We start from the raw sequence: 18,401 nt of genomic DNA on the forward strand, positions 1-18,401 counted from the left end.
TTTTACACGAATTTCTCCATATACTAAAGTTACCATTTTTACAAATAAAAAAGTCTACATTATTTTAGATAATGCAAGAGCTGATATAGCTATTTCAACAAAAAACCTTGAATAGGTACATAAAAATCACTTAAAGCTAATATATCTTCCACCTTATTCTCCTAAGCTTAACCCTCAAGAGAATGTCTGGAATATACTAAAAAAATATTTCTATAGACCTAGCTCAAGAGCTACCATTGATGAGCTATTCTATGATTTATGCTATGTTTATGACCATTTTAATTTTTCAAGCTTTAATATGAAGTCTCTAGTATATGCTAGAAATTATTATGAGTCAAAAGATTTCCATGATTTATAAGGTATAGCTTAAGCTTTCAACTTAGATATCTTAATATTTATTATTATCAATATTAAGATATATTGCACGAGATTAGTGAAGAGTTATATTGATAGAAAAGCAAATGGGTGGCATGGTCATCCATTTGCCGCCCATCAAAAAGTTATAGGGAACTATAGAAAAGTATAGAAAGCTACTATACAATCTTTAGTTCCCTATATTTCAAGACTATTGTAAAATATAAAATGTTATATACATAGATGATAAAATAAACTGATGAAATAAACGGCACACGTGGAGACAGTTGTGTTGATAGAGAAGAAGTAAGTTGTAATCAGTGAGTTACAAGATTTTAAATAAAAAACAGAATATAAACTATGTTCCCCTAGACCAGTGTTTAGGGGATTTTGCTTTAGAGGGGGAAAGAAATTTTAGAGAATAAAGGTATTTTGCCAAACTAGAATATGAAATGTATAACAATATAATTGAAGTAACTTAGTCTACCTTACGTGTAAATTAATATAAATTCATTAAATAAGGGATGAATTAGTATATATATAGTCCATATTTTCAAGAGGATTTTATTGCAAATATTGTCACTATCCATAGTTATGTCAACCACTTATAATGTGTATATAAGAATAATTAGAAAATAGCGGAAATATGAGGAAAATATTTTAAAGTGAGGGGAATTTGTGAAAAAGCACTGGAACTGGAACGTCACTATAGAGAGAAGAAACTATAGGATAGACCTAGAGTATAATATAGGTTTAATTAGAAACATGAAAATCCATGTCAATGGACATTTAGCGAAGCCCATGAAGATTAACAAAGGGGAAGAGGGAACTGATTATTTCTTTTTCATCAACAATCATGAATGCCGTATCTATAGTAGAGAAGGAGAAGATAATCTCCATTATAGCGTAGCCCTAAGAGGGGTGGATCTAATAACAGGAGAATCAGTAGAATATGTAAAAGCACCACCCAAAGAGGAAGAGGTACAGGTAAAAATGACTAAAAAAGAAATGGCAGTGAGGGCTATTTCATTTATTGTCTCTGTATATCCTATTGTTATAGTACTTAATCCTATGATTGAAGGGTTTTTGAGGATATTGAATTGGGAGCCAAACGAAGTTGTTCGTGGGGGTATTGATAGTGGAGCTGGGGTGGCAATGTATACGATAATTGCAAACTACATTGTTAAAAAGTTTAAAGGAAGAGGATTGCTAGAGAGAGGTGCAAAATGAAAAACACCTACTGGAAAGAATTTGCTGTTGAAACCATTACACTGTTTATAATTTATATTGCACTTATACCGTTAATTCATATTCAGCGATTTTCCTTATTTAACCAAAACTTCACATTGAGGATAGTTGTCTATATTGAAAGTGCTATGTTCATAAATAAATACACTTCAAGATTTGTCATCAATAAACTTAAAAATAAGGGTTGGTTAAAAAATAAAAAACAGCTTAGTTGCCCCACAATACAGTTGATATTAAGAAAAGATGTTAAAAATGTTTGTTGATATAAACGTGAAAGTAACTGGCAATCAGGTAGTAATAACAGGTCCCCAAATCAAAACGAAGGAGGATGCTATTGGTGTCATGCTTCTCCATAAAGAAACCGACAGTGTTATTGGTCTTGGAGAGACAGAAGAAAGCCTGAAGGAGACCTATATGGAGGCATTGAAAAATCTTTCAGTAAAAAAATTGATAAAGTTTAATATGAGGTTCTCAATACAGCAGAAGATGGATTGGGAAAAAGCTAGTTTAAGCTAAAGGATAGCAGTCACCTTTATGGAGTAAAATTTAAAAATTGGAGTGAATCAATTGAAAATTCCTAGTGAAATCCCATGGTTATCCTTCTTTCAGGCGGAACCACAGTTGTTGGATGAAGATGCACCCTATTATTATAATCAGGTGAAATATGAATTTACCAATGGCAATCATGAAAAGTTTATTATGACCATGACACCCTCCTACAGTGAATTGAAGCTAGAGGTTTTTAATAGTGATACCAAAGAACTATTGGGGCTATTGGACTTAAAGAATGTTGAAGCCATAGAAATCCTAGGGGATAGGAAGGAAGAGAAAAGAATTATGATCACCAGTCCCTATGGAGTCATAAAGATTGACCTTGCTCCTAAGTATAAAATTTTTATAAACCAACTGTTAGTAGATTAAATCTGAATTTAAAGGATTTTGGGTAAAAGTTCAGAAAAAATTAAGGAGAATAACTTATGCAAAACATGATAAAAGACATGAAAGTGTTTTGGAAGAATGAATATTATAGGGGACTTACGATCTTTTTCCTCATTCCCCTTATATGTGAAATCATCATTTTTTCTTTTCTGTTCCCTGAACCCCTACCTTTTTATAAAACCTATAGTATTTTTGTTGTTCGGACAGGGATTTCTCTGATCATGCTATTTTTAACTTTTAAGGGTATTAAAATAGCTACTGTTTTAACAATCCTATTAGGATTATACTCCCTTCAGCAAATATTAGCGATTCTCATGGTATTTATAGGGGTTTTCTTAAAGAGTTAAAGGTTTGGAAGACTTCCATAGGTACATTCGATAAAGGTAAGGAGAAATATACAATGAACAACTTTTATGAAGCGAAAGTTAATAGAGAGAAAGAAGAACGTAGTCATTAGGGCTATGGCAGGAGGTATGAGACGAAATACTTTAATCAAAGGGCAATAGAATGGAGAATTGATCAATGAAAAAAATAATAGGATTAGGTGTAATAAAAGGGACCTTAGGGTCCTTAATGACGATGATTGTTTTTATAGTGGGAGGTTTAGTGCTTTTAGTAGGGTTTATAGTAGGATTTAGTTTATTGCACGGAATAATAGCAGGAGTCGATAATTTCTTTGAGAGAAGTGATTTTATTGCCTATATTATTCCCGGGAGGAATGTTATTTTGGGTATTATAGCCTTTGTTTTACTGGTGGTAGGGCTTCTTGGCATGAAATTTATAACCCCTTCAGAAAAAGTAGATATACAGTTTGAAGAGGCTGATTTTAACCCCAAAGATCTTAACATCTTTTTAAAAGCCGTGTATATGCAGTTTCGATTTGAAACCCGTGTTTATGGAGCTTTGTGGCATTTTCTTGGTAAGCATAAAGGCAAGGTGCTTTCCCTTACCCTTACTACATCCTTACTACTGGGATATTATAGCTTAACCGACTACAGTATCCTGTACCAAGACACCATTGTAAAACATAGCTTTTTCAATCCAAGGGGACAAACCTATAGCTGGGAGGATATAGAAGAAGTTCGGGTGGGTACTAAGGGAAAAAGAAATAACCATGATTATTACTATACTATTCAATTTAAAGATAAAACCATCATCAACTTAAATCCCCATACCAGCATCAATTCCCATACTTATGATTTTTATGATGATCTTCTTATGATTGACCATCGAGTAAAGGAATTAGGCATCCATAAAGTGATCGATAGGTCTAATTTAGATAAATTGGGAAGGGGCTACTATCCAGAACATTTAGAGAAGGCACGAAGGTTATTTGAGGATTAGTTTGAAAGAAGAGTAAAAAAGCATCCTGATGATTGGCAGATCCATAGAAAAATAGGAAAGAGATTGGTTTATAAGCTTAAGAAAAAGATAAAAAGAAATCCCATGTTGAAACTGTCGCTCTGATATCTAGAGTTTAGTAAAACCCACTACCGAGGATATGCTAATAAAAAAATATTAAAAGTGTAGAGAATAGGCTATAAGCTACCATAAGACTCTACACTTTTTTCAATATTTAGCAATCAGGGTGTTTTTCAGCATCTGCTTTCGTTTTGTGTAGGGTCCCTCGAGGATGCTCAGGTGGGGCATAAATAGAGTACAATTTGAGGGGTGTACATCCTGTATTAATCAAATTATGCCATTTGCCAGCAGGAATAAATATTGCATAATCATCATAGACTTCAGCTTTAAAATCTAACTGATCTTTTGTATCCCCCATCATAACAATTCCCTGACCTTCTTCAATACGTATGAATTGATCATGGTCTTCATGGATTTCTAAACCGATATCGTCCCCAGACTGGATGCTCATCAAGGTAAGCTGCAAATATTCTCCTGTCCATAAAGCAATGCGGTAATAATCATTTTGTTTTGTAGCCTCTTCAATATTAACCACATAGGGACATGGCCCATAATCCTTTAACTGAATAGGCTGTCTTCCATAGTCAGGATAATACATTGGTGGGTGCCCCCAATAGGGGGATTGATAAGGGTTATAATTATTATAGGGATGGTATGGGTTACATACTGGTGGGTAAGGGTGTGTATATGGTTGGTATCCATTATTCACATTAATCACTCCTTCATGTCTTTGTTAATATCATATGCCATATTTTCACCATAGGTGATTAGACTTGTAGAAGATTTATTAACTCTTTTTCTTAACAAAACCAACCCCGGAGGGAAGAAATTTTGGAGAATAGAGGTATTTTGCCAAAATATAATGGATAGCACCATCACCCAGCCATGAGTGCAATTCCAGCAATTTAAATTTATACTGAGTTAAAAGCTAAAAGATAGCAAAGTCATAATTATAGAATATAATACAGTGAAGAAAGAAACATATCCTTAAGTCTTAAAGGGCAGAAGTGAATCAAAGCCAACAGAGGACTAAGGGATATATGGATGTAGGTTTTAATTAAAAAGAAGGAGGAAGTGGATATGATACCTTATGTTAGTGCACCTTATGAATACTATCATGCTTATGATCCTGGACAATTTCAAATGCCAGCAACCCATGAGATGCAAGAAATGTATCAGATGTATGGGCAAAATTTTATATTAAACAATGTTGATGCAAGCCAACTCCAACCAATTTTAACAGATAATCCATCTATTTCAACCTTGGTTTTATTCAAAGAATTATCAGGGTTCCCTAATTACGGAAACCCTAGTGGAAATGCTGATATTCTTTATAGAGGCAATCGAGGTGAATGGACCTTTGAAGTACCTGCCTTTTTCTTTATTCCTGGGCTTCTAAGGGCACAGCTCTATATTCGTGCTGTTTTAGATGACCGGGCTGCGACTCCAGTAGCACAATATTCTGCTACCATTACTATTAATGGGAGAGTTGTTCACCGTGGTCCAGTTCCATTAGAGCATGGTAGACCCTTTGGGCAACCTTTTGTGAATTGGAGAACATTGATTTTTGATGTACCAGATATTAGGCGAGTCAATCGAATAGTCATTACAAATACCTCCACCGGTTTACCCGATGATTGGATTGGACTAGATTGGATGGAGATGAGATTCTTCCGTAGATAACTGTAAGTAGACTCCAGTAAACTCCCAGCAAACGGGAGTTTGCTGATTTTTGATAATTATTACCCTTCCATAAAAAATCAATAATTTCACTTAAAAATTGACACTTCCAACAAGTTCTAGAGCTTTTTATTGACTATCACGGGTAAACTTATCATTTACTATAAAAATACATAGATAGTGTGTTGTGCTTATGGAGAGAAATTAGTTGCAATCAGGAATTATAAGACTTAAGATAAAAGTCTAAAAAACAAGGTATAGACCTCCAGACCATAGGTTTAGAAGACTTTACTTTAGAGAAAAACATCCTGTAGTTTGTATAATGAAAGCATTAGAGGAAGTGTAGCAAGTAATAAGTTTTCTTCATATATTGTAGTACAAATGAAAGGAGGGAGAAAATGAGATCATATATAAGAGTTTTTCATGCTGTTCCAGACGCACCAGCAGTAGATGTATATGCCAACGATTGTTTGATAGTTAAAAATATTTCCTATAAACATGTCTCTCACTATTTAAGCTTGCCTGCAGGACCTACGAATATTAAAATATATCCTGCAGGTAGTAGGGTTAATCCTGTACTAGATGTCAATATAGTTGTACCTCCTATGGAAATTCTTACCGTTGCTGCTGTAGGAACTCTTTCTACCATTGAGCTACTTGTTATTGAAGAGCCTAAATTTTGTGCTCCATATTACAAAACCAATATAAGGTTCGGCCACTTATCCCCCAATGCACCAACGGTAGACATCACTCTTAAGGACGGCACAGTAATTTTTAGTAATGTGTCATTTAAAGATGTCACTGACTATATAAGGGTGGCACCAGGGATATATGAATTACAAGTAAGAATTGCAGGGACCAATCAAGTAGTACTAAACTTACCCTCTGTAGCCTTAAACCCTAAAAACTTCTACACTATATATGCAGTAGGGCTAGTTGGAGAAATGCCACCTTTAGAGGCACTGTTATCTTTGGATAGAGTATGCTGATAAATCAAATCATTAAAGAAGAGCTTCTCAATAAATCCAAAGGGAGCAAAGGGGCCCTAATATTATGAAATTTGTATATTATTATCTTTTTTCTATCAAAATCCCTGTTGAGTGTTGCGTCTTGATAGATAAGAAATAAGTTTAAAACAGTGGCTTAGAAGGTTTAGTATAAAAATTAAAAGGCAATGCAATGTTCCCTAGACAACAAGTTTAGGGAATTTTTTTCCTTGATATGCCGTCTCTGGTGATTTTAGTGAACCATAGTAACTTTAAATGTGCAACAAACCACCATAAGGAAAAATATCGTATAAAAAACTAATCCTAACATCCATTAAAGTAGGAGTAGAGGGCATTCTAAGGGATCTGAAAATGACAGGTATGGATGATACCGTTTTTGCAGGCATCTTAAGCAGCATAGGCACGATTGTAGCAACCTTTGTCAACGGATTTAGAAATGACGAGGGGAATATCCTTAAATGAATTTATACAATCCTTAGTTACTGGGATACCAGAAATTACTGTTCAAATGTTACTTTTTTCATGGTTGATATTTAAATAGGAAAAAAGAAGAAGTGAAAAAACAGCAGAAAAATGGAATCAATTACTAAATAAAATTGTTGAAGAGAAACGACAAACTACACAAAGCGTAAACCGATTATTAGAAGAAATTACTAGAATGGATGCTATGAGAGACATGATTAAGAGTATTCATACTCAAACAGATTCTTTACATATTATGGTAGGTAGTAGTGAAGAATTAACTGCATCTATTGCGGATGTATCAAATATTGTGCAAGAAGTGGCTAACGATACCAATAGGGTAAATCACGGTGTAGAAATTGGTATGGAAAACATGGAAAAATCAATGGACTTTGTTATTAAATCCTTTGAAGAAATGAAGAAGATAAATGTCGAAATGAATGAAGTAAAAGACAAAACTAATGCTATTAATCAAGTTATAGATATAGTAAAGACTATTGCTGGACAGACAAATTTATTAGCTTTAAATGCCGCCATAGAGGCAGCTAGAGCTGGGGAGCATGGAAGAGGATTTGCAGTTGTTGCTGATGAGGTGAAAAAATTAGCAGAACATACAAAAGTTTCAGTGGAAGAAGTACAAAGAAATATTATTGAGTTACAAGAAGCTATAGATTCATCGGTAAATCAAATGAATGAAACCACATCACAACTTGATTCAGGAAAAAGTTTTGTTAATGAAACATTAAGTACTATAGGTGGAATAGGTGAAGATATTAAGAGAATTAGTGATGCTATAATGCAAGTAGCTGCAACCGCTGAAGAACAAACAGCAGCCACTGAAACTTTTTCACAAGGTACTGTTCATATTTCAACTGAAGCGGATTTTATCCTCAGGAACAGTGATAGTACTGGACAGGCAATATATGAGGCTAGCAAAGAGCTTGATAAAATTAGGATGAATTTAGTACGTAATAGAGGACTTCTAAAAGATGAAGATATGATAGATATCTATAAAACAGATCATTTGCTATGGCGTTGGCGGATATATAATATGCTTTTAGGCTATGAAAAGGTGGACATTAATGTAGTTGGAGATTATAAGCAGTGTGGCTTAGGTAAGTGGTATTATAGTATTGATTGTCATAAACTTAACAGTATACAAGCCTTTAAACAAATGGAGAAGCCACATATAGAGCTTCACCAAACTGCTAAAGAAGCGGTAAATGCCTACAATAGGGGAGATATTTCAGAGGCGGAAAGAGGTCTTTTACAAATGGATGAATATTCAAAAATTGTATTTGGGTATCTTGAAGAACTAAAAACAAAAATCTCATCATAAAACAAATAAAATACTAAGATATAGGTTGTATATAAAGTGAATATTGGAGTGCATTTTATGTTCCCTCAGACTAATAAGTTTGGGGGAATTTTGTTTTCGGAGGTTAACTTTTACCCAAAACTCAAGGAATACTCTGGAGCAGAATTTTTACCAATTTAATATGTTATTAAGGAAAAAAAATTTCCTTATATTTACAAACAAACTACTATGTGGTACAATATAGCTAAACTATTATGCAGTGCAAGGTAGGTGAAGGTTATGGTAGATCGTTCCCAATTAATGCGAGGGACGTTAGAAGGGTGTATAGTTAAGATCATAAGTGAAGAAGAAACATATGGTTATGAAATAGTATCTCGACTAAGAGATTATGGATTCGAAGACGTAGGAGAAGGTTCAACTTATCCTATTCTAGTACGACTTGAGAAAAAGAAAATAATATCTTCTATTTACAAAGAGTCTCCCCTTGGACCAAAGAGGAAATATTATTTTTTAACTGATATAGGAAAAGAATTTTTAAGAGAGTTTGAAATTGTATGGAACAATGTGAAAATTTCTGTAGATAGAATAATGAAGGGAGAATGAGAGTATGTTTGCAAATGAAGTAAACCTACTAAAAACAGAAAATGAAATACAATCAAAAAACTTAAGAGAATATGACCAGCGAGTTATTAAGGATATTATGAAAAGTATGAGTATGTTTAAGGTTAATTCATATGATGCACAAGTGATTCAAAGGGATTTGATAGGAATGGCACATGAACTGAAATTGAGGGATTCCAGTTTGCAAGAGGCCATAGGGGATGATGTGAAAGGGTTTACTCATGAAATTATTAAGAATAGTGGTGGTCCATGCAAGAGGGAGATTACACTTAATTTTTTTCTTAAGCTATCAGGATACTTTTTTGCTTGGTTTACACTATTAGCTATTGGAGCCTATGGGAGCCTGTCATGGGATGCAAACCCAATTATATATTTTTACTACTTTGGAGCTGTGTTAATAACATTTATAACAGAGGGGGTTATAGCACCACTCTTTAGTACTGACAAGGGACCTAAAAAAAAGTTACAATCATTAATCTCAATCCTATTATTTATCTTACTAACTTTTATTATATTCTCAATAAATGATAAGACATATACCACAGAAGTAAAAGGTGGGGTCATTATTGTGGTATCAGGGTTAGTATACTTAATCACAAAGTATTTGAATTCAATCAATATTCGTAGACTAGCCAAAGATAAAAAGCACTTTATCAATGACTTAAAGTAGTTCACTATAGAACAAGATAGACCCAGGGGCTCCATCTTCCTTAGATGTTTTGAGGGATGAATATCAGCGATTAAAACAATTAGTTTTAGATGCCAAGGATATCTTAGAGGGGAGTAGATGACCTAATGAAAAATAAAACTAAAAGGGTATTTTGGGGATTCTTTTATAATGGAGTAAGGGAGGAATTAAGAAGGGGAATAAAGTGGAGGGATATGTATCTATTTACAAAAACTATTATCACAGATGATGGGATGAAGGCTTTATGGGATGTGGATAACCTTGCATTAACAGAGGCCAGGAATGAAATTATAGTTCAAAAAGGAAATATAGTGGTGCATATGCTAGGGGATATTGATTTTGATGATAGACAAACAAGGGAAGTGATCATTAATAGATTTTTTACGGATGCGCTATTTGAAGACTAATAAAAATATTATGCAAATGAAGTTAAACGTCAAGGAGTAAGATTAACTATTATAGCATAAGTAATGGAATATATAGTATTATTATTATCCAATTAGACAACAAATTTAAATGAGGGTATTTAATAAAATAAATTTTTTTAGGAATAACACCATTTTACAGCCAGTGCATATTTTATACTAGGGCTAGGGATAGTCTAATATAAAAAGAGAGGTGATATACATGACAGATATCGTTAAAGAAAATAGAGGGATTGTAGGAGGTATATTTGGAAAAGATAGCACGTTACTATTTTTCTTCTTGCTACTAGTTATTATCCTCTGTAACTGTCGTACTTTACACGGTATATCAGGAGATGAATTACTATTCTTCTTCCTATTATTAGTAGTATTATTTATGGGCCCAAGGATATGTGGAGGTTGGTAAATAAGATAAAGTACAGGGGAAGAAGCATCTGAAAAGATAATAAATTCACTCAATAATTCACACCTCTAAAAAGTGCTAGAGAGTTTAATCTCTAGCACTTTTTGCTGGCTATTATGGGTAATCTATCTCTTGCTATAAAAATATGGGGTATAAAATGGAAAGTCATAATGATTAGTTGTCTATACAAAATAAATGGGTGGTAATGCCACCCATTTAAAATTATGTTGGTGTTGTTGTTTTGTATTAAGGAGTGTTTCCAAACTCCTTTGACCGATAATCAAAGGGGTCAATTTGTTTCAGAACACTTAACTCCTTGTTTGATGGCGGTTCTGTATATTTCAATTCATCGTAGATAACCTCAAATCCTGTATTTTCAATAACTTCTTCTAAAGATGAGGTTGGATGGATGGAGTCCAACTGCAGTCTATTGTTTTTGAATTCAAAAACACATAGGGGAGTAATGATTTTCCAAATGTTTCCCCCGCTGTAATTGTCACAAAAGGCTCTGGCCTTAAAAACGATAGGAGATATAATAAAATTTTAAAACAATCTATCTCTCAAAGAATTAGTACTCTTAATCTACTCAAAAACCAAGAATAACTATTCAATTGAGGATATTTACCACCATTTAAATATTGCATAGTTAATTTTAAAAATCAGCTATGTGTTTGGGGGTAATCTACCCTAAAAACATGAATATATATGGATAATAAATCATATCTATCCATGTTTGGCAATTTCGCTTTTTAAATTGCCTATGTATAGTTAATTACTGCTATCATTACTCAAAAAGGAATTATCTATCCTCCCTACGATAAAAATTTAGCTACTATATTTGAATAAAAATAAAATCAATAGAAGAACCCCACCATTATTTTGGTGGGGTTTCTTTGTTAAGGATAGCATTTAGCATTGTAGAATAGAATAGGGTATACTTAAAGATGTGAAAATAAACTGTAGATTTTATGTAAAAAGGATAAATAAAACAGTTTAGATTTCAAAAAGAAAAGAAAAAAAGTAGTGTTTGATCCTATGAATAAGCATTTGTAGAGTTGGGCAGTACTTAATTCTGACTTATTATATTACTTTTCCACCAAAATATAATTATAGGACTACTTTTTTAAAAATTCTCTGTAACGAAAGAGCAAAAAATAACACTAATCTATTGAAGGGAGGGTTTTATGTTATCTGTTCAAGAAGTATATGAAAACTATAAACAAGATGTATTCTATTACTTAATAAGTCTTACACATAACCCTGCCTTGTCAGAAGATTTGGTATCGGAAACTTTTCTGAGTGCAATCAAGTCACTTCCAAACTTTAAAGGTGATTCAGACATAAAGACATGGCTATTCTCTATTGCACGCTATAAATGGTACGAGTACTTGCGAAAAAAGAAAGATGATATTGGTCTTGATGATATGACTGAGATATATTTTTCAGAACAATTAAGTCCCCTCGATTCAATGATTGCAAAAGATATGTACAACAGAGTGATATCACTTTTAGAAATCCATGATGACAAGGTAAAAGGAGTTGTGATGATGAGGATAGAGGGTTATTCTTTTTATGAAATATCCTTGAAGTTTGGAATATCCGAAAGTTCAGCACGGGTAATTGATTTTCGTACCAAGAAAAAAATTAGAGAAATTTTAGAAAAGGAGGATCTGCACCATGAATAAAATTTCCTGTGAAACCTGTATTGATCTTATGCCCCTTGTAAAAGATGGGGTGGCAAGTGAAGATAGCAGAAAACTAGTTTTAGAACATCTACAGGATTGTGGATTTTGCAAGATCGAATACGAAAAAAGTCACCTCCTTCCACCCCCAATGGACGAGGAGCGGGTGTTGAAGAAACTGAAAAGCAAACTTTTTCGGGGCGTCCTTGCTATTATTATTGTGGGGGCACTTTTTGGAATTGGCCTTACAGAAAGTGAAGGAATGTTTTATAATATAATCATCATGCCCTTGATCGGTGGAATCTCCTATTTTGCTTTGAAGAAAACAGCATACTATGTTCCTATTGGTGTGTTTATTCTCTCTTATGGGTGGAGTTTTATTCGATATAGTATCGCCGGTATATTTTTGGACGTTAATATTATTAATGCATTGGTTGCCCCTGCATTCTGGGGATTAATTTACGGCGGCCTATGTCTGCTTGGAGTTGTCATAGGGGTTTTATTAAAATTTGCATTTAGAAAAGAGGTAGAAAAATGAATAAAGCAACTAAAATACTTGCTGGCATCACAGCAGTTATGCTAATCATAATGCTATTGTACTTTGCAAACGGACTACTGGGAAACCCCGTTTCAAAACTACTTGCAGAACGTAGCGTACCTAAATATATTGCAGAAACCTATCCAGATATGGATTTAGTTGTTGATGGGATAAACTATAATTTTAAAACAGGTGGATACTCTGCCTATATAAAATCACCTACCAGTATTGATACCCACTTCTATTTGGAGGTTTCTCTAATAGGTAAGGTGATCAGTAATTCATATGAAGATGGGGTGCTAAGCGGATGGAACACAGGGAATCGAATTAGTTCAGAATACCGCACAATGGTAAACAAAATATTTGATGATCCAGATTTTCCCTATTCCAGCGAAATTGGCTTTGGTGATATTCCAATTGTAAAGGGTGATGTTGAAATTGGATACCCAGAACCAAACTACGGAATTTTGTTAGGAGAGTTAGAGCTTGATAAAATCTATGACATAAAGGAGCTTGCAAAATCTGGGGGACATGTTGTTTTTTATGCACAAAGTGAAGAAGTCAGTGTCGAAATGGCAAGTGAAATTCTGATAGACCTAAAAAAATTTTTTCAACAAGCAGAGGTACCCTTTTATGCAATAGATTTTTATTTGGAAAAACCTCGAAGTGATGATGGTTTACCGAATCAGGATACTACGAGAATTGGTGTAAATAATTTTCTTTATAGCGATATTTATGAAGAGGATATGGAAGAACGATTATCCATAGCCGTCAAAAAGCTTCAAGATTATTATGCAAAAGAAGATGCAAAAATGAAATAAGAAGAATCACTGTGAAAAGTGTACCAAAAGGGATAAAAAAACTGATAATTAGACGGCAAAATACAACATAGAAATAAGAGTAGGACGAAAAACTATTTAAAGATGATTTTATGGAGAAACTAATCAAAAATTTTTTATTTGAATATATAAAGAAGAACAGAAAAAGGTTTGACTTACAATCATTGGAGAATTATGTAATAAACAGCTATAAGGGAGAAAATCTTTATTTATCTAATGGAGGCTATTTACAATTTTATAGGTAAATGAGTATCTTAAAAGAAAAGCAGTATATCAAGGAAATAAAATCCTCCAGCTATAATGGCTATCATCCTCCATTAAAGACGAAGTGGCAGATTATATTTGAAGAAGGCAGGTCAGAATGGAATAAATCAAAAATGCTTAGGTTGCCTGATTATTTAGATTTTACATATTATATAAATTATCCATCCCAAAATGGTGGATCTCTTAAACTGGAAATACAAATATATAGAACCTGGAGTTTGTGATGGAATCCAGTAGAGTGTTAGAATCATAAAAAATCGTCGAAATATAAAGAAGTATGGTGATAATAAATTCCGAGATGAATGGGATGAATTTTGCAAGCTAATTAGAAATATAAGTGGTAAGAGTTTTAGTTAGTGAATAGTTGTAAAAAATACAAAATGTAAATTTTAGAATTGGTGGGGTGAAGTATGACAAAAACTAGAATACATGAGGAATGCTCATCTTTAGTATTCAAGGGATATATAAACAGGGAGTTAAGGAGCAGAGAATGTATGTCAAAGGCAAGAAGCAAGACAAATGTAAGAGAGAAGAATTTAAAAGAGTACTGCAAGGTATGCTTCAGGGGGTGATGGTGGATGGAAATCAATAACAAAATTTTCAATGTGGTGCTGGTTTTAGTTGCCACTCTTGTGGCAGCAGGCTACGGCCTTATATTTTACCTTAAGCTGGATGGACCTGTATTCTTTCACCATTACTATGACCAGAGGATCTATGTCGACAGGGAGCATTATCAGGATATTTCCTTTAACTTGGGCTATATTACTGATGCTTATGACGACAGAGTCGTAATCGATATTGAGTTTCCTGAATACCCAGAGCTAACGATCCAGGCATCGGAGTATGGATATATTCATCCATTCAATTGGGGCTTCGAACACAACGATACACCCGGTGACATCTACGGTCGATACAGCGTAAGAAGTGTGTACTGCAAGATTATTGATTTACCAGAAGGAAAAGATCTGGACGGTGTAGTTCTTACACAAGCCAGGATTATGTTTGATGACTCCAGCGAAATGGCAGTTGATATTGGAGAAATCCATCTTTACGAGCACATGACCGGAGAATCCCTCCTTGAGCATATTTCTTCATCCGGATCCTCTGACGGAACTGGAAAAACAACCTACAGGATTCTTGGGGATCTTACCATTACTCTTATTGAAAGCCCTCTCATGGAAAAATTTAAGGATAGAGTTCAGTGGAAAGTAAACGGCACCAATCCCCATGTTACAGTGGGAATGACACTTCAGGAAGGGAACTTTTTGGATGTGACATCAAAGGTAGGGGTTGCGGATGATATAGTCAGTGAATACACCCTATTTGATATACATCCAAAGCTGACATTTACTGACGATCATGGAATACATTATTCCCAGAGGTTCTACAATATAAACAGTATTTACCACAATTACAGTTTTACCAATCTGTATAGATATATTAAAGCAAGGGGGACGATTTAGATGACAATGGGTTACAAGAAAATATTCTGGGGCATCTTTATTGCAACTTTCAACATAATAATCGGAAGAATAACCATACTTCCTGCCTTCGTAGGCTGGATCGTTGTACTGACAGGTCTTTCAGAGCTTGAAGAAAACTCAACCGGAGGAGATTTTTCTGGATCCAAGATAAGCGCCATGGTACTTGTTGCCGCAAGTCTTGGGGGAGGACTCGTGTCTCTTTTAGGAGGTAGTAATGTTGAAAGTTTCCTTCCTTTGCTGTTCTACCCTCTGTTTGTAATAGCCATTGAGTTTGTAGTATTTCACAAGATTTTAGAGGTATCAGTCCATAACTTCAATGGAATGGACCATCAGGAGACTGCCGATAAGTATACCAGCAAGGACAGAACCTATATAATCCTAATGGGAATAACGATGGTCCTGATGATAATAGCCTTTACAGTTAATCACGGGACAACAGGCTTTATAGGAGCTGTTATGGCTATGATTTCAAGGATATACCTGATGGTTGTTATGAACTCCCTCAGTAAGGAAGATTACACGACAGACGATAAAAACGCATGCCAAGGGGACGTTTTGATTGCCATGGATTTAGAGATATTCCAGGAAAAAAATGACTAGAATAGCAAGAGAAAAAAGTCAAACAGGAATATATCATATTATGTTGAGAGGGATAGATAAAAGAAATATATTTATAAATGATTCAGACTATGAAAAATTTATTGAGTATATTAAGAAAGCAAAGGAAAAGATAGAATTCACAGTATATGCATATTGTTTAATGACGAATCATGTACATCTGTTGCTCAAAACAGAATCAGAGGAAATAGGAGATGTCATTAGAAGAATAACTGTAGGTTATGCACAATATCATAATATCAAAAATGGAAGAACAGGCCACCTTTTTGAAAATCGATTTAAGAGCGAACCAGTAGATACAGATGATTATTTTCTCATAGTATTACCATATATCCATCAAAACCCAATAAAAGCAGGCATGGTAGAAAGAATAGAAGACTATAAGTGGAGCAGTTATAATGCAACGGTTGGCAGACCATTCAGTGTGTCTTAAGACACAGCAAGTAACATGCCTTTATAGGGCTAGAGCAAACCACCCGTTTTACGGGTGGTCCTGATTACTAGTTGCAAATCGGTAATGTTGATTAGGCTAGAAGAACAAGGCTAATGGCCATGACGATCATTCCTGCGATGGTACCATATACAGAAAGATGATGATCACCATAGTCTCTTGCAGCAGGCAATAGCTGATCCAATGAAATATACACCATAATTCCTCCCACTGCGGCAAACACAATACCAAAAATTACTTCCGTCATAAAAGGAGCTAAAATTAAGTAACCTACTAATGCTCCTATTGGTTCTGCTAATCCAGAGAAAAAAGAATACATGAAGGCTTTTAATCTACTTCCCGTTGCATAATATATAGGAATAGACACTGCAATTCCTTCTGGAATATTATGAATAGCAATGGCAATAGCAATACTAATTCCTAGAGCAGGGTCTTTAAGAGTTGATATTAGGGTTGCAAACCCCTCGGGAAAATTATGAATAGCAACAGCTAAAGCTGTAAACATACCCATTCTAAGCAAACGCTTCTCATCATTGGTTTTTTCATCATCAGTAACATCTTTTTCTTTATGAACATTTTCTTCAAAGGATGGTATTAGCTTATCAATCAAGCCAATAAAAAGCATACCACCAAAGAATGCCATAACATTTACTGCAGAACCAAGTCTTACACCTAGCTCCTGAGTGAGGGACTCATTGGCCTTAAAAAATATTTCTATCATAGATACATAGATCATCACGCCAGCAGAAAATCCCAATGCTACTGAAAGAAATTTTTTGTTGGTTTTCGTGGTAAACAGTGCGATAAGGCTCCCGACACCAGTACAAAGACCTGCCAGTGTAGTGATCATAAAAGCAAATAATAAACCTGAAGTATCCATACCACAACCTCCTTAATTTACAGATGCATATTTTTAATTCTTGAAAGATAGTTTCCTTAGGCTAATTTACACCGTACTATAGAATATGAAATAGGCAAAAAATTGCAACTATATTTATGAATATTTTATGCATACTCCAAGTACCAAGGGGACGTTTTGATTGCCATGGATTTAGACATATGATAGGATAAAAATGGGTGATAAAAATGGCTAGAAGAGCAAGAGAAAAAAGTCAAACAGGAATATATCATATTATGTTGAGAGGGATAGATAAAAGAAATATATTTATAAATGACTCAGACTATGAAAAATTTATTGAGTATATTAAGAAAGCAAAGGAAAAGATAGAATTCACAATATATGCATATTGTTTAATGACGAATCATGTACATCTGTTGCTTAAAACAGAATCAGAGGAAATAGGAGATGTCATTAGAAGAATAACTGTAGGTTATGCACAATATCATAATATCAAAAATGGAAGAACAGGCCACCTTTTTGAAAATCGATTTAAGAGCGAACCAGTAGATACAGATGATTATTTTCTCATAGTATTACGATATATCCATCAAAACCCAATAAAAGCAGGCATGGTAGAAAGAATAGAAGACTATAAGTGGAGCAGTTATAATGAATATATGAAAAAGAACACATTAATTAATTCTACATTTGCACTAAATTACTTCAAGGATAGACAAGGGTTAATAGAGTACATGACAGAAGAAAGTGAAGACAAGTGCCTAGAATTCAATCCTAAAAAGAGGTACACTGATGAGGAATTAAAAGAAACAATATATTCATTAGTAGATATATCCATATTAAATACTTTAGATAGAGAGGCTAGAGATAACCTACTTAAAAGTATAAAAGAGACAACTGGGGCAAGCAATAGACAATTATCAAGGATACTGAAAATAGGGAGAGGAATACTAGATAGAATTAAGTAAATTTAGTGACAAACAAAACGTCCCCGTGGCTCCCCGTGGCTCTTTGGCTTTAATAAAAAAATCTAGACAAATTACTAGTGGATACGTTATAATATAAGACAGGTGGAACATGTTTCATAAGAGGTGGTCAC

The 18,401-nt window shown here is 34.2% G+C and carries 23 protein-coding genes and 1 pseudogene; 22 read left to right on the forward strand and 2 right to left on the reverse strand.

What is annotated here, in order from left to right:
• Positions 1 to 136: 136 nt before the first annotated feature.
• From BLS22_RS15660 to BLS22_RS11655, 6 genes and pseudogenes are all read left to right on the forward strand, one after another.
• A pseudogene (locus tag BLS22_RS15660) lies at positions 137 to 358 on the forward strand (transposase); the annotation flags it as partial.
• Between the two features lie 674 nt (positions 359 to 1,032).
• Positions 1,033 to 1,584, forward strand: coding sequence for a hypothetical protein (locus tag BLS22_RS11630; RefSeq protein ID WP_090553933.1), 552 nt, complete (start codon positions 1,033 to 1,035; stop codon positions 1,582 to 1,584).
• On the forward strand, positions 1,581 to 1,865 hold the full coding sequence (locus BLS22_RS11635; protein ID WP_090553934.1) for a hypothetical protein: 285 nt from the start codon (positions 1,581 to 1,583) through the stop codon (positions 1,863 to 1,865). The genes BLS22_RS11630 and BLS22_RS11635 overlap by 4 nt, the downstream gene beginning before the upstream one ends.
• Positions 1,855 to 2,118 carry a hypothetical protein gene (locus BLS22_RS11640; RefSeq protein WP_090553935.1) on the forward strand — a complete coding sequence of 88 codons (264 nt, stop codon included), beginning with the start codon at positions 1,855 to 1,857 and terminating at the stop codon, positions 2,116 to 2,118. The genes BLS22_RS11635 and BLS22_RS11640 overlap by 11 nt, the downstream gene beginning before the upstream one ends.
• Before the next feature lie 51 nt (positions 2,119 to 2,169).
• Positions 2,170 to 2,523, forward strand: a complete 354-nt coding sequence (locus BLS22_RS11645; RefSeq protein WP_090553936.1) for a hypothetical protein — start codon at positions 2,170 to 2,172, stop codon at positions 2,521 to 2,523.
• Between the two features lie 540 nt (positions 2,524 to 3,063).
• Positions 3,064 to 3,885 carry a hypothetical protein gene (locus tag BLS22_RS11655; RefSeq protein WP_090553938.1) on the forward strand — a complete coding sequence of 274 codons (822 nt, stop codon included), beginning with the start codon at positions 3,064 to 3,066 and terminating at the stop codon, positions 3,883 to 3,885.
• A gap of 232 nt (positions 3,886 to 4,117) precedes the next feature.
• Here BLS22_RS11655 and BLS22_RS11660 read toward each other — a convergent pair whose 3' ends face one another.
• Positions 4,118 to 4,561, reverse strand: a complete 444-nt coding sequence (locus tag BLS22_RS11660; protein WP_176762158.1) for a cupin domain-containing protein — start codon at positions 4,559 to 4,561, stop codon at positions 4,118 to 4,120.
• A gap of 482 nt (positions 4,562 to 5,043) precedes the next feature.
• Between BLS22_RS11660 and BLS22_RS11665 the strand changes: the two genes are divergently transcribed.
• From BLS22_RS11665 to BLS22_RS11735, 15 genes are all read left to right on the forward strand, one after another.
• Positions 5,044 to 5,646: a hypothetical protein gene (locus BLS22_RS11665; RefSeq protein WP_090553940.1), complete on the forward strand. Its 603-nt coding sequence runs from the start codon at positions 5,044 to 5,046 to the stop codon at positions 5,644 to 5,646.
• 395 nt (positions 5,647 to 6,041) lie between these two features.
• Positions 6,042 to 6,632 (forward strand): DUF4397 domain-containing protein, encoded by a 591-nt coding sequence (locus BLS22_RS11670; protein ID WP_090553941.1) that lies wholly within the window; start codon positions 6,042 to 6,044, stop codon positions 6,630 to 6,632.
• Positions 6,633 to 7,308: 676 nt separating this feature from the next.
• Positions 7,309 to 8,451, forward strand: a complete 1,143-nt coding sequence (locus tag BLS22_RS11675) for a methyl-accepting chemotaxis protein (protein ID WP_090553942.1) — start codon at positions 7,309 to 7,311, stop codon at positions 8,449 to 8,451.
• 258 nt (positions 8,452 to 8,709) lie between these two features.
• Positions 8,710 to 9,033 (forward strand): PadR family transcriptional regulator, encoded by a 324-nt coding sequence (locus BLS22_RS11680; protein ID WP_090553943.1) that lies wholly within the window; start codon positions 8,710 to 8,712, stop codon positions 9,031 to 9,033.
• Positions 9,034 to 9,037: 4 nt separating this feature from the next.
• Positions 9,038 to 9,721 (forward strand): hypothetical protein, encoded by a 684-nt coding sequence (locus BLS22_RS11685; RefSeq protein WP_090553944.1) that lies wholly within the window; start codon positions 9,038 to 9,040, stop codon positions 9,719 to 9,721.
• Positions 9,722 to 9,846: 125 nt separating this feature from the next.
• Complete coding sequence (locus BLS22_RS11690; protein WP_090553945.1) at positions 9,847 to 10,146, forward strand: hypothetical protein; 300 nt, start codon at positions 9,847 to 9,849, stop codon at positions 10,144 to 10,146.
• A gap of 220 nt (positions 10,147 to 10,366) precedes the next feature.
• A complete protein-coding gene (locus BLS22_RS11695; RefSeq protein ID WP_090553946.1) occupies positions 10,367 to 10,570 on the forward strand; it encodes a hypothetical protein in 204 nt (67 codons plus the stop codon).
• Positions 10,571 to 11,751: 1,181 nt separating this feature from the next.
• Positions 11,752 to 12,252, forward strand: coding sequence for an RNA polymerase sigma factor (locus BLS22_RS11705; protein ID WP_090553947.1), 501 nt, complete (start codon positions 11,752 to 11,754; stop codon positions 12,250 to 12,252).
• The gene (locus BLS22_RS11710; RefSeq protein WP_090553948.1) at positions 12,245 to 12,787 is read left to right on the forward strand and encodes an anti-sigma factor; all 543 of its coding nucleotides are present in this window, start codon (positions 12,245 to 12,247) and stop codon (positions 12,785 to 12,787) included. The genes BLS22_RS11705 and BLS22_RS11710 overlap by 8 nt, the downstream gene beginning before the upstream one ends.
• Complete coding sequence (locus tag BLS22_RS11715; RefSeq protein WP_090553949.1) at positions 12,784 to 13,608, forward strand: YfjL-like protein; 825 nt, start codon at positions 12,784 to 12,786, stop codon at positions 13,606 to 13,608. Before BLS22_RS11710 ends, BLS22_RS11715 begins: the two co-directional genes overlap by 4 nt.
• Positions 13,609 to 13,871: 263 nt before the next feature.
• The gene (locus BLS22_RS11720; RefSeq protein WP_090553950.1) at positions 13,872 to 14,114 is read left to right on the forward strand and encodes a hypothetical protein; all 243 of its coding nucleotides are present in this window, start codon (positions 13,872 to 13,874) and stop codon (positions 14,112 to 14,114) included.
• Positions 14,115 to 14,300: 186 nt separating this feature from the next.
• Positions 14,301 to 14,462, forward strand: coding sequence for a hypothetical protein (locus BLS22_RS15170; RefSeq protein ID WP_176762159.1), 162 nt, complete (start codon positions 14,301 to 14,303; stop codon positions 14,460 to 14,462).
• Between the two features lie 6 nt (positions 14,463 to 14,468).
• Entirely contained in the window at positions 14,469 to 15,353 is an 885-nt protein-coding gene (locus tag BLS22_RS11725) for a hypothetical protein (RefSeq protein WP_090553951.1), read from the forward strand.
• A complete protein-coding gene (locus tag BLS22_RS11730; RefSeq protein ID WP_090553952.1) occupies positions 15,354 to 15,974 on the forward strand; it encodes a hypothetical protein in 621 nt (206 codons plus the stop codon).
• Complete coding sequence (locus tag BLS22_RS11735) at positions 15,967 to 16,425, forward strand: transposase (protein ID WP_090553953.1); 459 nt, start codon at positions 15,967 to 15,969, stop codon at positions 16,423 to 16,425. The genes BLS22_RS11730 and BLS22_RS11735 overlap by 8 nt, the downstream gene beginning before the upstream one ends.
• A 91-nt stretch (positions 16,426 to 16,516) precedes the next feature.
• Here BLS22_RS11735 and zupT read toward each other — a convergent pair whose 3' ends face one another.
• Positions 16,517 to 17,323, reverse strand: a complete 807-nt coding sequence (gene zupT, locus BLS22_RS11740; protein WP_090553954.1) for a zinc transporter ZupT — start codon at positions 17,321 to 17,323, stop codon at positions 16,517 to 16,519.
• 206 nt (positions 17,324 to 17,529) lie between these two features.
• Here zupT and BLS22_RS11745 point away from each other — a divergent pair, with 206 nt between their 5' ends.
• A complete protein-coding gene (locus BLS22_RS11745) occupies positions 17,530 to 18,270 on the forward strand; it encodes an REP-associated tyrosine transposase (protein ID WP_090553955.1) in 741 nt (246 codons plus the stop codon).
• Positions 18,271 to 18,401: the final 131 nt, after the last annotated feature.

This window comes from Natronincola ferrireducens (assembly GCF_900100845.1).
Taxonomy (GTDB): Bacteria; Bacillota; Clostridia; order Peptostreptococcales; family Natronincolaceae; genus Natronincola_B; species Natronincola_B ferrireducens.